This is a genomic window from Streptomyces turgidiscabies Car8, assembly GCF_000331005.1.
In the GTDB taxonomy this organism is placed as follows: Bacteria; Actinomycetota; Actinomycetes; order Streptomycetales; family Streptomycetaceae; genus Streptomyces; species Streptomyces turgidiscabies.
This window is the reverse complement of record NZ_AEJB01000252.1, coordinates 1-13,313: the sequence shown is the minus strand read 5'-3', so window position 1 is coordinate 13,313 and position 13,313 is coordinate 1. Positions and strand designations below refer to the sequence as shown.

Below are 13,313 nucleotides of genomic sequence, written 5' to 3'. Positions count from 1 at the left end.
CCGACCTCACGCGTACACGCCGATATCCTTGATCACGGCAAACCCCAACCCGTACGCGCTCATCCCCCGCCCGTACGCCCCCACGTGCACCCCCGCCTGGGTCGACCCGGCGAGAACCCACCCGAACTCCGACTCCCGGTAGTGGAACGGCGTCGGCACCCCGTCGACCGGCAGGGACAACGTGGACCAGTCGTCACCGGCGAGATCGTCCGCGAGGACCCACGCCGTCTCGGTCTGCTGGTCCAGCCAGTCGTCGCGGAGGGTGTGGTCCATCTGGCCGGGCCAGGTGAAGGACAGCAGCCCCACCCCCGCCAGCCAGGCCGCCGACGAGACCGAAGTGGCCTCCAGCAGCCCCGTACCGTCCGCACTGCGCCGTACGGGGTTGGCGGCCACGGTGACCACCACCGCGAACCGCTCCTTGTCCTCCCCCATCGCCTCGTGCCGTACGGAGGGTTCGTCGCCGTGCCCGATCGAACCGTGCTCGACGGCACCGTCCGCCGCCGTACCCACCTGCATCAGCCAGCGCGGTCCCGTGAAGGCCTCGTCGAGGCCGTACCAAGGGAAGGGCGCCAGCAGATAGCCGTCGACCGTGCGCCGGGCGGAGGGGACCTGTTGTCCGCCCTCCGCGGCCGGCGCCTGCGCGCCCACCCGACTTGTCGTCTCCATGTACCCGGACGCCTCCTCGTTCTCGTCGGACCGGAGCGGCCCGCCCCCCTTCGGGCGGCGTTGTTCGCCCATGTACGGCCCCACAACAACTCGGCAGCATATCCACACCGATCCGGGCAGCAGGGAAAGCGCCCGGCGCGTGGGCCGCGCAGACGTCCGTATCGGGCCGTCCGGGGCCCGGTCGGAGTATGAATCACGTCACGCGCGGACCTACGAAGGCCGCGCGCCCACGACGGTCAGGTGGCGTCCGCGTCGAAGGGCGGGCGCTCGTCCGGCTCGGGCTTCTTCGTCATGTCGACGGTGCCACCGGAGGAACCGGAAGAACCGGAGGAGGAAGAGGACGACGAAGACGGGGACGAGTCCGACTCGCGGCTGTGGACCGCGTCCGTGACCTCGGCCATCTCCTTCTTCAGGTCGAAGCCGTTGCGGATCTCCTTGAGCCCCAGCTCGTCGTTGTCCAGGTGCTTGCGGATGAACGTCTTGGGGTTCAGGTCCTCGAACTCGAAGTCCTTGAACTCGGGGCCCAGCTCCGAGCGGATGTCCTGCTTCGCACTGTCCGAGAACTCCCGGATCTTGCGGATGGTGCGCGTGACGTCCTGGATCATCTTCGGAAGCTTCTCCGGACCGAAGACGAGCACGGCGAGGAGCACGAGCGTCACCAGCTCGAGCGGTCCTATGTCATTGAACACCTGAAGCTCCTTGCGATGTCCTCGGTCCTCGGCCCTCGGTGGTCCGTGCGGTCTTCGCGGTCTTCCGTGGTCCGGGCCGGTTCCACGGTACCCGGCCATCCTGTCCCACCGGTACCGTCCGAAGGGCCAAGAGTGGGTGTACGCCACCGGTTTTCCGGGATGTTTGCCTAATGGGAGCCGGTAGAAGGCCGCCGCCTGTGAAGTTTCTGTCAGTTGCCGCCGGAGGAGCCCAGCACGAGGGAGATCGTCCGTTCGCTGCCGCCGCGCACCAGGGACAGCTTCAGCCGGTCACCGGGGCGGTGGGCGCGGATCCTGACGATCAGTTCCTCGCCTGAGTGCACGCGCCGTCCGTCGACCCCGGTGATGACGTCGCCGGCCTCCAGGCCCGCCCGGTCGCCGGGGCCGCCGGTGGTGACCGCGGGCCCGCCGTCGTTGCCCTTGGTGCCCACGCGGGCACCGTCGCCGCTGTAGTCCATGTCGAGGCTGACGCCGATGACGGGGTGGGTCGCCCTGCCGGTGTTGATCAGTTCCTCGGCGACGCGCCTGCCCTGGTTGACGGGGATGGCGAACCCGAGCCCGATCGACCCGGACTGGGTGCCCTCCAGGCCCGAGGCGCCGTCGGCGGAGCGGATCGCGGAGTTGATCCCGACGACCCTGGCCTCGGCGTCGAGCAGTGGCCCGCCGGAGTTGCCCGGGTTGATGGACGCGTCGGTCTGGAGCGCGTCGACGTAGGACACGTCGCTGCCGTCCCCGCTCCCGCCCCCGGCGGTGATGGGCCGTTCCTTGGCGCTGACGATGCCGGACGTGACGGTGTTGGGGAGGTCGAAGGGCGCCCCGATGGCGACGACGGGATCACCGACCGCCACGTTGTCGGAGTTCCCGAGGACCACGGGGCGCAGTCCGTCGACTCCGCTCACCCTGACGACGGCGAGGTCGTATCCGCTGTCCCGTCCGACGATCTCGGCCTCGGCTGTCTCGCCGCCGCTGAACGTCACCGTCACCTTGCCGTCCGCGCCGGCGGCCTCGACGACGTGGTTGTTGGTGAGGATGTGTCCCCGGCTGTCGAGCACGAACCCGGTTCCGGTGCCCTCCGCTCCGGCGCCGCGCACATGCAGCGTCACCACGCTGGGCAGGGCACGCGCGGCGATCCCGGCCACACTGTCCGGAGCCCGCCCGAGGGACTCGTCCTTCGCGGCCTGCGACAGCTGAACCCGGTCGCCGTCCTCGTCGTGGCGCTCCAGATACGACCCGACGATCCCACCGACGCCCCCGGAGAGCAGCGCGAGCACCAGGGCTCCGGTGACGAGCCCACGCTTCCGCGCCCCCGGTCGGCCTCCGGCGGGGCCGGCCCCGTTCTGCTGGAGAGGGGAGGCGGTGCGAGCCGCCCAAGGGTCGTAGCGCCGCCAGGGGTCTTCGGCGGGCGTGAGCGGCTCCGCTACGGCCGTACCGTGCGCCGGGGTCACCTGGGCCGCCGCCGGGTGCTGGACGGGCGGAGCGGGCGCCCAGGGGCCGGGATGGCCGTACGGAGGCGTGCTGTGGGGATCGGCGGGGTCGGCATCCTGGACGGGCGGGGAGTCCGCCTCGACGGCGAGGGCGGGATCGGGCACGCCGACAGGCAGCGGAAGCTCGAAGTCCCCGTCGTTGCCGCCCCCGTTGCGCGTGGCGTCGCCGGCGTCTCCCTCGGCCTGGCCGGGCGTCGCCCGGGGCCGCTCCAACTCGAAGTCGCCCCCGATTTCAGCGCCGGTATCGGGCCGGGACTCGGCACCGGCCGGGTCCGACGCCTCCTGGCCGGGCGCCGATTCCCCGCTGGACCGGCTCCACCAGTTGGCCTTCGCGGGCTTCCCCTCGTTCATGCTCTCCCCACACCTGGCCCGCCCGACAGCTCGTCGGCGGTGTCCGCGGGGTCACTGACGCGGTGAACCACCGCTCCACCGACCGCTGTTGTGCGGACCGCAGATACGCGGCCCGCACCTCGGATTCAACCAGGTTCGTGGGGTCAGCGGACCGTGTCCTGCGTGGACGGGGACGGCGGGTAGGACGAGTCGGTCACCGGCGCCATGAGCAGACCCTGGAGCGCCACCTCGGGCGCCGTCGACCAGGAGGTCAGGGCGACCTGCGGGGCTTCGAGCGGGCGTATGAGCGGGGACAGCACCGCGGCGGCGGCCACCACCGGTGCGGTCAGCGGATGCATGGCCGCCCGCTCCCGGCCCCCGGAGGGTGGTGCCGGGATGCCCGGCAGCAGCGGCGCGGAGGCCTCCGTCGACGCCACCGGCGTCTGACCGAACGTCCCCTGCCCCATTCCTGGCGAGAACAGCGGACCGACGGAGCGGCGCCGCTGGCTGTCGGGCGCCGTCGAGGTCCCACCGCCCTGCGGACGCATCGGCGTCACATTGCTGCCGCCGGAGGTGCCCCGGGCGTCCGTCGTGTCACCGGGAACGCCCGTGGACACCCCGCCCAGCGCGATCGCCGCCAGCGACACCGCACCGGCGGCGGCGAACGCGAACCGCAGTCCGCGCGAGGACGACCGGTCGGCGTCATGACGGCCGACGTCATGGATACGGAAACCCCGGCCGGGGGCGGACGGGAGCACGGAGGTGTGCGGGCGGGCCGGAACGTACCCGAAGCCCTCCCCGTTCACCCCGAAGACTCCTGAGCCGGATCCCCGGCCTCCGGGGAACCCGGTGAGTCCGTCGGTGAATCCTCCCCCGCCCAGCGGTGAGCCGCCGGAGTCGGAATCACCTCCTCCGGGAAGGCCCTGCAGACGGGCCAGGAAACTCTCGGAGGGCGGTGGCGGGGCCATCTCCGCGAACACGTTCTTCAGACGGCGCTGCGCGTCGGCCTCGGACTTGCACTTCGGACAGGTGGCCAGATGCGCCAGGACGCGCTCACGCGTCTCATGACCGAGTTCTCCGTCCACAAGGGCGGAGAGGCGGTCTCCCAGATGCTGCTCGGCGAGCCGACGCTCGGCCGAGTACGGCCGTGATCCACTCACGCGCTCGCGCCCCCTCCTCCCAGCGCGGCCACCCGTGGCACCGCGAAGCGACGCTCGGCACGGGCCTCCGGAGAGCGGTGCGCGAGGGCCTTGCGGAGCTGGGAGCGGCCTCGGTGGATACGGGAGCGGACGGTGCCGAGCTTCACGCCGAGAGTCGCGGCGATCTCCTCGTACGACAGTCCCTCGATGTCACAGAGGACGACGGCGGCGCGGAACTCGGGCGCGAGGGTGTCCAGCGCCTGCTGGACGTCCGCGTCGAAGTGCGCGTCGTTGAAGACCTGCTGCGGGGACGGCTCGCGGCTGGGCAGTCGCTCGGCGGCGTCGTCGCCGAGGGCGTCGAAGCGGATGCGCTGCTTGCGGCGGACCATGTCCAGGAAGAGGTTGGTGGTGATGCGGTGCAGCCAGCCCTCGAAGGTGCCGGGCGTGTACGTCGACAGCGAGCGGAAGACGCGGACGAAGACTTCCTGTGTGAGGTCCTCGGCGTCGTGCTGGTTGCCGGTCAGGCGGTATGCCAGGCGGTAGACGCGGCCGCTGTGCGTGCTGACGATCTCCTCCCACGAGGGCGGAGTCCACGCCTGCCCGTCCGCGTCGGTGGAGAAGGTCGCGGTCTGGGCTCGGTCAGCGGCGTGGCTCGGGTCAGCAGCAGTGTTGTTCACGGATTTCGGCCTACCCGCTGATCCGAGAAGGCGCCTCAGCGCCCCTCCCCGATCCACAGGCGCAGCCGCACCTCCCCTGTCGGCTCTGGTGGTGTCCAGTGGAGCCCCTACCATAGCCACCTCGCCCGTTAGCTCCGGATAAGCGGTTTTACGAGGAATTGATGTGCGCGGAGCCGGGTCACACGGCCGCGTCAGTACCTGCACGGCGTTGCCGTTGTTCTCGGTGTCACCGGTGTTCTGGTCCATCCGCTGGTCCCCCATGTCTCACCCTGTCTGCCCCACCTCGTCCCGCACCCCTCTAAACGACTGGTCCCATCTGCGGGTTCCCGAGCTCAACGGATACAGTCACGCCCAGGCAACTGCGGGGACAGGAGAGGGTCATTACCGGCAACCGGCAGACGAGCTGGGCGTTCGCCGACGCCTTTGTCGCCGAGGACGAGGCACTGCGCTGGGCCCGTGACCGGGCCCGCGAGGCAGGGCTGCGCTCGGTGGCGCCCAGCACGGGCGCCGCGCTACGGCTGCTGGCCGCCTCCGTGGACGCGAAGGCGGTGGCGGAGATCGGAACCGGGACGGGCGTCTCGGGCATGTATCTCCTGCACGGCATGCGCCCGGACGGAGTCCTGACGACGGTCGACCCCGAGCCGGACCACCAGCAGTTCGCCCGCCAGGCCTTCCGCGCGTGCGGCTTCGCCAGCAACCGCGCCCGTTTCATCCCGGGCCGCGCCCTGGACGTGCTGCCCCGGCTCGCGGACGCGGGCTACGACCTCGTCTTCTGTGACGGTGACCGGCTGGAGAGCCTGGACTACCTAGCTGAATCGTTGCGTCTGCTCCGTACGGGTGGTCTGGTGGTCTTCGAGGGCGTGTTCGCCAACGGCAGGACGGTCGATTCGGGGCCGCAGCCGACCGAGGTCATACGGCTGCGGGAGCTGCTGCGCGCGGTGCGCGAGAGCCAGGAACTGGTGCCGTCCCTGCTGCCTGTGGGCGACGGCCTACTGTGCGCGGTCAAGCGCTGAGCGGTCCTGCCGACTTCGGCGCACGGCGGGCAAAACAGTGCCCCGGCGCCGTAGGTTCACGATGCCGGGGCAGCTGAAAGGGTATGGACGCGTCCGCTCGCGTCAGCCGACGACCTTCTTCAGGGCATCGCCCAGAGCGTCGGCCTCGTCAGGGGTCAGCTCGACGACGAGTCGACCGCCGCCTTCGAGCGGAACGCGCATGACGATGCCCCGCCCCTCCTTTGTCACCTCGAGCGGGCCATCGCCCGTCCGCGGCTTCATGGCCGCCATGCTCGTTCCCCTTCCTGAAACCAGCTCATCGTCGCCGACGGCCCCTTAGGAGGGCACGCGCATCCCCTCATGGGACGCACGTCACCGGCATCGAACACATTGCTTCCCAGCCATTATCCCGCATCTCAGGACCCTATGACCAACATCAGTCGGCATCGCTTGGGCAACGCGCGCGATCAAAACCACTCAATTCGGCGATGTGACTGCGATACTTCGCCGCCGCGCGGACTCCCGGCCGTCCGCTGCCGAGCCGCAATTCTTTGACGCAGGTCACATGACCGGCCCTCTCCTCGGCGCGTGATCTCCGCCATGCTGTCATGGGACGAGTACGTACTGATCAGTACGCAGGACGACGCAGCCGCGACACCGGAGGGGACCCCCATGGCCGACACCGTGCTCTACGAGGTGCACGACGGGCTGGCGACGATCACACTGAACCGCCCCGAGGCGATGAACGCGCTGAGCATCGCGACCAAGGTCGCACTCCGGGAGGCGGTCCAGGCGGCGGCCACGGACGACGCCGTACGGGCGGTACTGCTGACCGCCGCCGGTGACCGGGCGTTCTGCGTGGGCCAGGACCTGAAGGAGCACATCGGGCTGCTGGCCGCCGACCAGGAGGCCGGCACGGGCGAGACCATGACGACGGTCCGCGAGCACTACAACCCCGTCGTGCGGGCGCTGACGAGCATGCCCAAGCCGGTGGTGGCGGGCGTGAACGGCGTCGCGGCCGGCGCGGGCTTCGGTTTCGCGCTCGCCGCCGACTACCGGGTCGTCGCGGACACCGCGGCCTTCAACACGTCGTTCGCGGGCGTGGCCCTCACCGCCGACTCGGGTGTCTCCTGGACGCTCCCGCGCGTGGTCGGCCCCGGCCGGGCCGCCGACCTGCTGCTGTTCCCGCGCAGCATCAAGGCGCAGGAGGCGTACGAACTGGGCATCGCGAACCGGGTCGTCCCGGCGGCGGACCTGCGGGCCGAGGCCGAGAAGACGGCACGGGCGCTGGCGGACGGCCCGACGGTCGCGTACGCGGCCCTCAAGGAGGCCATGGCGTACGGCTTCACCCACTCCCTCAGCGAGACCCTAGAGAAGGAGGACGAACTGCAGGCACGCGCGGGCGCGTCGGAGGACCACGCGATCGCGGTGCGGGCGTTCGTCAACAAGGAGAAGCCGAAGTTCCTGGGGCGTTAGTCCGTGGGCCGGAGCACTGCCGGGAGCGTCCCCCACGCGTCCGACGCGTCCCCTATGGGGCGCTCCTGGCCACGCACGTCTCCAAGTGGTCGTCCACCAGCCCGCACGCCTGCATCAGCGCGTACGCGGTCGTGGGGCCCACGAAGCGCAGGCCGCGCTTCTTCAGAGCCTTGGACAGCGCGGTCGACGCGTCGGTGACGGCCGGTACGTCGGCGAGGGTGCGGGGAGCCGGCCGGGAGGCCGCGTCCGGGGCGTGGGACCAGATCAGCTCGTCCAGGTCCCCCAGGGCCCAGTCGGCCAGCACGCGCGCGTTGGCGATCGTCGCGTCGATCTTCGCGCGGTTGCGGATGATGCCGGCGTCGGCGAGGAGCCGTTCGCGGTCGGCGTCCGTGAAGACCGCGACGGACGAGATCTTGAAGTCGGCGAAGGCGGTACGGAAGCCCGCCCGGCGGCGCAGGATGGTGATCCAGGAGAGGCCGGACTGGAAGGCCTCCAGGGAGAGCCGCTCGAAGAGGGCGTCGTCGCCGTGGACCGGGCGGCCCCACTCCTCGTCGTGGTACGCCACGTAGTCCTCCGTGGACAGCGCCCAGGGGCAGCGCAGCGCCCCGTCGGGGCCGGCCAGGGCCCCGCCTGCGTCGCTCACTGCTCGTTCCCCTCGACCGGCTTGTCCATGGTGATCCGGGGCGCGGCCTGGGCGCCGGCCAGCGCGGACTCCAGGTCGGTGATACGGGCGTCCCGCTCGGCGAGTTCGGCGCCGAGGCGGGTGAGGGCGTCGTCGACGTCCGACATGCGGTAGCCGCGGGCCGCGAGCGGGAACCGGAGGGACTCGACGTCGTCACGGCCGACCGGGCGGTCGAGCGGGAGGAGGTCCTGGAGCTGCTCGGGAGCGGCCTCCGGCAGGACGGCGCTGTCACCGCCGCCCACCACGGCCAGCGTCACCGCGGTGACCACGACGGCGAGCGCGACGACCAGGAACAAGAACATCAACATCGCTGGGTCCCCACGGGATTCGGACGGATCGGGTTGATCGGAACTGCGGCGCCTGATGCGGCAGGGTCCGATCGTGCCATGCGAGTCTGGCAGTTAGGGTCGCAGGCGGCCGAATACAGGGCTGATTGCCTGGCCGGGCACAGGAACGCACGGGGAACCGTACGGGGAAACGCACGAGGAGAGGTCACAGGCGATGCTCAGACTGGGTGGGCGTGAGTTCGGCGCGCACGAGCCGGTGATCATGGCGATCGTGAACCGGACCCCTGACTCGTTCTACGACCAGGGGGCCACCTTCCGCGACGAGCCGGCGCTCGCGCGCGTGGAGCAGGCGGTGTCGGAGGGCGCCGCCATCGTCGACATCGGCGGCGTGAAGGCGGGCCCGGGCGAAGAGGTGACGGCGGAGGAGGAGGCGCGGCGGACGGTCGGCTTCGTGGCGGAGGTACGGCGCCGCTTCCCCGAGGTGATCATCAGCGTGGACACCTGGCGGGCCGAGGTGGGCGAGGCCGTCTGCGAGGCCGGCGCCGATCTGCTGAACGACGCGTGGGGCGGCGTGGACCCGCGCCTCGCGGAGGTCGCGGGACGGTACGGGGTGGGGCTGGTGTGCACGCACGCGGGCGGTGCGGAGCCTCGGACACGGCCGCACCGGGTGGCGTACGAGGACGTCATGGCCGACATCCTGCGGGTGACCGTCGGGCTGGCCGAGCGGGCGGTGTCGCTGGGCGTGCCGCGGGAGTCGGTGATGATCGATCCGGGGCACGACTTCGGGAAGAACACCCGGCACAGCCTGGAGGCGACCCGGCGGCTCGGGGAGATGGTGGAGACGGGATGGCCGGTGCTGGTGTCCCTGTCCAACAAGGACTTCGTGGGCGAGACGCTCGACAGGCCGCTGAAGGAACGGCTGGTGGGGACGCTGGCGACGACGGCGGTGTCGATGTGGCTGGGGGCGCGGGTGTACCGCGTCCACGAGGTCGCGGAGACCCGGCAGGTCCTGGACATGGTGACGTCCATCGCGGGCCACCGGCCCCCGGCGGTGGCGCGACGGGGGCTGGCGTAGGGATTCCTTCGCCCCCAAACCCCCTGTCGCGCTGGACGCGCTCGTCCTCGAACGCCGGACGGGCTGAGAGCCAGCCCCTCCGGCGACGAGGATTCCGCTCAGGCCAGCGCTAGCGCCCCGCCTCCTTGGACACCAGTGCCACCGCCTCGTCCACGTCGTCCGTGACGTGGAACAGCATCAGGTCCTTCTCCGACGCCTTGCCCTGGGCGATGAGCGTGTTGGTCAGCCAGTCGACCAGACCGCCCCAGTACTCGCTTCCGAACAGGACGATCGGGAAGCGCGTGACCTTCTGCGTCTGGACGAGGGTCAGCGCCTCGAAGAGTTCGTCCAGGGTGCCCAGGCCCCCGGGCAGGACCACGAAGCCCTGCGCGTACTTCACGAACATCATCTTGCGGACGAAGAAGTAGCGGAAGTTCAGGCCGATGTCGACGTAGGGGTTGAGCCCCTGTTCGAAGGGCAGCTCGATGCCCAGCCCCACCGAGACGCCCTTCGCCTCGCACGCGCCCTTGTTGGCGGCCTCCATCGCGCCCGGGCCACCGCCCGTGATCACCGCGAACCCGGCCTCCACCAGGCCCCGTCCGAGCCGGACGCCCGCCTCGTACTCCGGGGAGTCCGCCTTCGTCCGCGCCGAGCCGAACACGCTGATCGCGGGCGGGAGTTCGGCCAGGGTGCCGAAGCCCTCGATGAACTCCGACTGGATGCGCAGCACCCGCCAGGGGTCCGTGTGGACCCAGTCGGAGGGGCCGCCCGCGTCGAGGAGACGCTGGTCGGTCGTGCTCGCCTGGACCTGCTCGCGCCTGCGCAGCACCGGTCCGAGCCGCTGCTCCTCCGGGGGTTGCTTCTTGTCCTCGGGGTTGCCGGTAGCCATGGCCGCTCCCTTCCTCCACCTACTGTCGTTCCACCTCAGCGTAGATCTCCGCCGGTTACGGGCGGGGGACGTGAGGATGTCCGCCGTGAAGCGCCGCTTCCCGACGGCCGCGGAACCCTTGCCGGGTCATGACGTCAGCCAGGCCCTCAGCCGTTCCTCACCCGCCAGGATCTTTCCGGTTTCCACCCGTTCGTCCCGCTTGTGCGCCAAGTGCGGGTTGCCCGGGCCGTAGTTGACCGCGGGGACGCCGAGCGCGCTGAAGCGCGACACGTCCGTCCAGCCGTACTTGGGCTGCGGGGTGCCGCCCACCGCCTCGATGAAGGCCGCCGCCGCGGGGTGGGAGAGACCGGGGAGGGCCGCGCCGCTGTGGTCGTCGACGACGAACTCCGTGACCCCGCAGTCCGCGAACACCTCCCGTACGTGCGCGAGGGCCTCGGCCTCCGAACGGTCGGGCGCGTAGCGGAAGTTGACCGTCACCACGCACTCGTCGGGAATGACGTTGCCCGCCACCCCGCCGCCGATGCGGACGGCGTTCAGCCCCTCCCGGTACTCCAGGCCGTCGATCACCGGGTAACGCGGCTGGTACGAGGCCAGCTTGGCCAGGATCGGCGCCGCCGCGTGGATCGCGTTGGAGCCCATCCAGCTGCGCGCGGAGTGGGCGCGCTCCCCCGACGTCTTCAGCAGCACCCTCAGCGTGCCCTGGCAGCCGCCCTCCACCTGGCCGTCGGACGGCTCCAGCAGTACCGCGAAGTCGCCCTCCAGCCAGTCCGGGTGGGCCTCTGCCACGTGCTTGAGGCCGTTCAGCTCGGCCGCGACCTCTTCCTGGTCGTAGAAGACGAACGTCAGGTCCCGGTTCGGTTCCGGCACGGTGGCCGCGATCCGCAGTTGCACCGCGACCCCCGACTTCATGTCGCAGGTGCCGCAGCCCCACAGGACCCCGTCGTCGTCCAGCCGTGACGGCACGTTGTCGGCGATCGGGACCGTGTCGATGTGGCCGGCCAGGATCACCCGCTGCTCGCGGCCCAGGTTCGTCCGGGCGACGACGTTGTTGCCGTACCGCTCGACCGTGAGGTGCGGGAGGGCGCGCAGGGCGCTCTCGATCGCGTCGGCGAGGGGCTTCTCGCTGCCGCTCTCCGACGGGAAGTCGACGAGCCACGCGGTCAGGCGAGCGGCGTCCAACGTGAGGTCAAGCGGGGTATCGGCCATGCCGACGACCCTAACTCGCCGTCCGGCCGCCCCACCGCGCACCGCCCCTCCATGCGGGCCGCACTCCCTACTCTCCAGTACCTTGTACGGATGCCGGAGCCGTCCCCCACTCGCACACGTCGTGGCCGCCTTCTCCGCCGTGGGGCGTCCTTCGTGGTCCTGCTCGCGGTGGCGGGCTATCTCGCGGTGCAGTACGTCACCGGCGGCACCGGGGATCCGGCCTGCGAGGTCGTCTCGGCGGGCGGTGACGGGGCCGCGTACGAGTTCACGCCGGAGCAGGCGGTCAACGCGGCGACGATCACCGCGGTCGGCACCACGCGCGGGCTGCCCGAACGGGCCGTCGCCATCGCGCTGGCGACCTCCCTCCAGGAGTCTGGGCTGCGCAACATCACCCATGGCGACCGGGACTCGCTGGGCCTGTTCCAGCAGCGGCCCTCGCAGGGCTGGGGCACGGCGAAGGAGATCCTGGACCCGACCTACTCGGCGGGCGAGTTCTACGACCATCTCGTCAAGGTCTCCGGCTATGCGCGCCTCCCCCTCACGGAGGCCGCGCAGCGCGTGCAGCGCAGCGGCTATCCGGAGGCGTACGCGAAGCACGAGCAGGACGCCACACTGCTGGCGGCGGCCCTGACCGGCCGCGCGGCGGCCACCCTGACCTGCGAGGGCCGCCCGGAGACCACCCCGGCCGGCGGCACGGACGCCGTGCGGGCGGCGCTCGTACGGGACTTCGGCCGCGACGTGCTCGCGGTGGCCGTGGCCGAGGTGGGCCGGAAGGCCGCCGCCACCCCCACTCCCGCCCCCACCGCGACGACGGCCACCGACCGCCGGACCGTGACGCTTCCGGTGTCCCCGGACACCGACCGGGCCGCCGGGACGACGGTCCGCGAGCGCGGCTGGCAGCTGGCGCACTGGGCGGTGGCCAACGCCTCCGCGCTGCACATCGAGAACGTCACGTACGCGGGCCGCCGGTGGACGGCCGGAAACACCGACAGCGAGTGGCGGCCGGTCGGGACGGCGAAGGGCTCGGGCGGGGGCACGGACGCGGTCCGCATCGTCACCACCCAGTAGTACGGACAGGGGTACGGGGTGTCACCCGCGAGGGTTACCCCTGCCGCATCGCGGTGGAAGTCTGCGCGGGTTTTCGCCGAGTCGCTCCCCCATCCGCGCACTGTCCGTCAGAACCCTTGCGAACAAAGGGCTGTAACACGTCACAAGGATTCACCCGACTTTCGGACCGGGTGGCCTTTGCCCGTTTTTATCCGCAGCCGATAATGCGACGCATTGCCAACTCTTTACGTTGGGGCGCCGCAACCTTCAGGGGGCTTCGAGCGGTAATCACTGCGTCCGAGTCCGGACGATCAACAGTCAACCGAAACTCAGGAGCAACATGTCCCTCCCCCTGACCCGCCGGATCGCCCGTGCAGCGCTGCTCGTCGCGGCGGGAGCGGCAGCCGGGGTCGGTGCGGCCGGCGCCGCCAGCGCGGCGCCCGCCACCCCGAGCCTGGGCGGCCTGACCGCCCTGGACACGGCGAGCGCCACCGACGCGGTCACGAAGTCCGTGCCCACGCCCGGCGCCGACCTCCTCGGCGGCGCCGCGGAGACGGCCACGAAGGGTGGCCTGCCGACGGACGCGCTCCCCACGCAGGGCCTGCCCGGCGCCGGCCAGCTGCCCCTGCAGAGCCTGCCGCTGGGCTGACCGAGCAGCGGTGACCAGGTGATGGCGG

General features: G+C 71.3%; 15 protein-coding genes. 5 read left to right on the top strand and 10 right to left on the bottom strand.

Features of this window, described 5'->3' with window-relative positions; all coding sequences use genetic code 11:
* Positions 1-6: 6 nt before the first annotated feature.
* The 5 genes from STRTUCAR8_RS16580 to sigE all read right to left on the bottom strand — a co-directional run bounded on the left by STRTUCAR8_RS16580 (position 7) and on the right by sigE (position 5,117).
* Positions 7-666: a hypothetical protein gene (locus STRTUCAR8_RS16580; protein ID WP_234372515.1), complete on the bottom strand. Its 660-nt coding sequence runs from the start codon at positions 664-666 to the stop codon at positions 7-9.
* Between the two features lie 236 nt (positions 667-902).
* On the bottom strand, positions 903-1,355 hold the full coding sequence (locus STRTUCAR8_RS16575) for a sec-independent translocase (RefSeq protein ID WP_006376948.1): 453 nt from the start codon (positions 1,353-1,355) through the stop codon (positions 903-905).
* A 209-nt stretch (positions 1,356-1,564) separates the two neighbouring features.
* Entirely contained in the window at positions 1,565-3,208 is a 1,644-nt protein-coding gene (locus STRTUCAR8_RS16570; RefSeq protein ID WP_006376950.1) for a S1C family serine protease, read from the bottom strand.
* Between the two features lie 143 nt (positions 3,209-3,351).
* Positions 3,352-4,347, bottom strand: coding sequence for an anti-sigma factor family protein (locus STRTUCAR8_RS16565; protein ID WP_044472317.1), 996 nt, complete (start codon positions 4,345-4,347; stop codon positions 3,352-3,354).
* Positions 4,344-5,117, bottom strand: a complete 774-nt coding sequence (gene sigE, locus STRTUCAR8_RS16560; protein WP_179200528.1) for an RNA polymerase sigma factor SigE — start codon at positions 5,115-5,117, stop codon at positions 4,344-4,346. Before sigE ends, STRTUCAR8_RS16565 begins: the two co-directional genes overlap by 4 nt.
* 200 nt (positions 5,118-5,317) lie before the next feature.
* On the opposite strand from sigE, the gene STRTUCAR8_RS16555 reads away from it, so the two are divergent.
* Complete coding sequence (locus tag STRTUCAR8_RS16555) at positions 5,318-6,016, top strand: O-methyltransferase (protein WP_078507217.1); 699 nt, start codon at positions 5,318-5,320, stop codon at positions 6,014-6,016.
* 102 nt (positions 6,017-6,118) lie between these two features.
* Here STRTUCAR8_RS16555 and STRTUCAR8_RS49775 read toward each other — a convergent pair whose 3' ends face one another.
* Complete coding sequence (locus STRTUCAR8_RS49775) at positions 6,119-6,286, bottom strand: DUF3117 domain-containing protein (RefSeq protein WP_003966491.1); 168 nt, start codon at positions 6,284-6,286, stop codon at positions 6,119-6,121.
* A 381-nt stretch (positions 6,287-6,667) separates the two neighbouring features.
* On the opposite strand from STRTUCAR8_RS49775, the gene chcB reads away from it, so the two are divergent.
* The gene (gene chcB / locus STRTUCAR8_RS16550; RefSeq protein ID WP_044472319.1) at positions 6,668-7,471 is read left to right on the top strand and encodes a 2-cyclohexenylcarbonyl CoA isomerase; all 804 of its coding nucleotides are present in this window, start codon (positions 6,668-6,670) and stop codon (positions 7,469-7,471) included.
* A gap of 52 nt (positions 7,472-7,523) precedes the next feature.
* On the opposite strand, the gene STRTUCAR8_RS16545 is transcribed toward chcB, so the two are convergent.
* The gene (locus tag STRTUCAR8_RS16545) at positions 7,524-8,114 is read right to left on the bottom strand and encodes a DNA-3-methyladenine glycosylase I (RefSeq protein WP_006376936.1); all 591 of its coding nucleotides are present in this window, start codon (positions 8,112-8,114) and stop codon (positions 7,524-7,526) included.
* Positions 8,111-8,461 (bottom strand): DivIVA domain-containing protein, encoded by a 351-nt coding sequence (locus STRTUCAR8_RS16540; protein WP_006376939.1) that lies wholly within the window; start codon positions 8,459-8,461, stop codon positions 8,111-8,113. The genes STRTUCAR8_RS16545 and STRTUCAR8_RS16540 overlap by 4 nt, the downstream gene beginning before the upstream one ends.
* Before the next feature lie 193 nt (positions 8,462-8,654).
* Here STRTUCAR8_RS16540 and folP point away from each other — a divergent pair, with 193 nt between their 5' ends.
* Complete coding sequence (gene folP / locus STRTUCAR8_RS16535; protein ID WP_006376944.1) at positions 8,655-9,515, top strand: dihydropteroate synthase; 861 nt, start codon at positions 8,655-8,657, stop codon at positions 9,513-9,515.
* A gap of 109 nt (positions 9,516-9,624) precedes the next feature.
* Here folP and STRTUCAR8_RS16530 read toward each other — a convergent pair whose 3' ends face one another.
* Together STRTUCAR8_RS16530 and dapE are read right to left on the bottom strand one after the other, a co-directional pair.
* The gene (locus STRTUCAR8_RS16530; protein WP_006376947.1) at positions 9,625-10,383 is read right to left on the bottom strand and encodes an LOG family protein; all 759 of its coding nucleotides are present in this window, start codon (positions 10,381-10,383) and stop codon (positions 9,625-9,627) included.
* A 126-nt stretch (positions 10,384-10,509) separates the two neighbouring features.
* Positions 10,510-11,589 carry a succinyl-diaminopimelate desuccinylase gene (gene dapE / locus STRTUCAR8_RS16525; RefSeq protein WP_006376943.1) on the bottom strand — a complete coding sequence of 360 codons (1,080 nt, stop codon included), beginning with the start codon at positions 11,587-11,589 and terminating at the stop codon, positions 10,510-10,512.
* A 90-nt stretch (positions 11,590-11,679) separates the two neighbouring features.
* Between dapE and STRTUCAR8_RS16520 the strand changes: the two genes are divergently transcribed.
* Together STRTUCAR8_RS16520 and STRTUCAR8_RS16515 are read left to right on the top strand one after the other, a co-directional pair.
* Positions 11,680-12,657 carry a VldE C-terminal domain-containing protein gene (locus STRTUCAR8_RS16520; RefSeq protein WP_006376946.1) on the top strand — a complete coding sequence of 326 codons (978 nt, stop codon included), beginning with the start codon at positions 11,680-11,682 and terminating at the stop codon, positions 12,655-12,657.
* Between the two features lie 319 nt (positions 12,658-12,976).
* Positions 12,977-13,285, top strand: a complete 309-nt coding sequence (locus tag STRTUCAR8_RS16515; RefSeq protein ID WP_006376938.1) for a hypothetical protein — start codon at positions 12,977-12,979, stop codon at positions 13,283-13,285.
* The last annotated feature ends 28 nt before the right edge of the window (positions 13,286-13,313 follow it).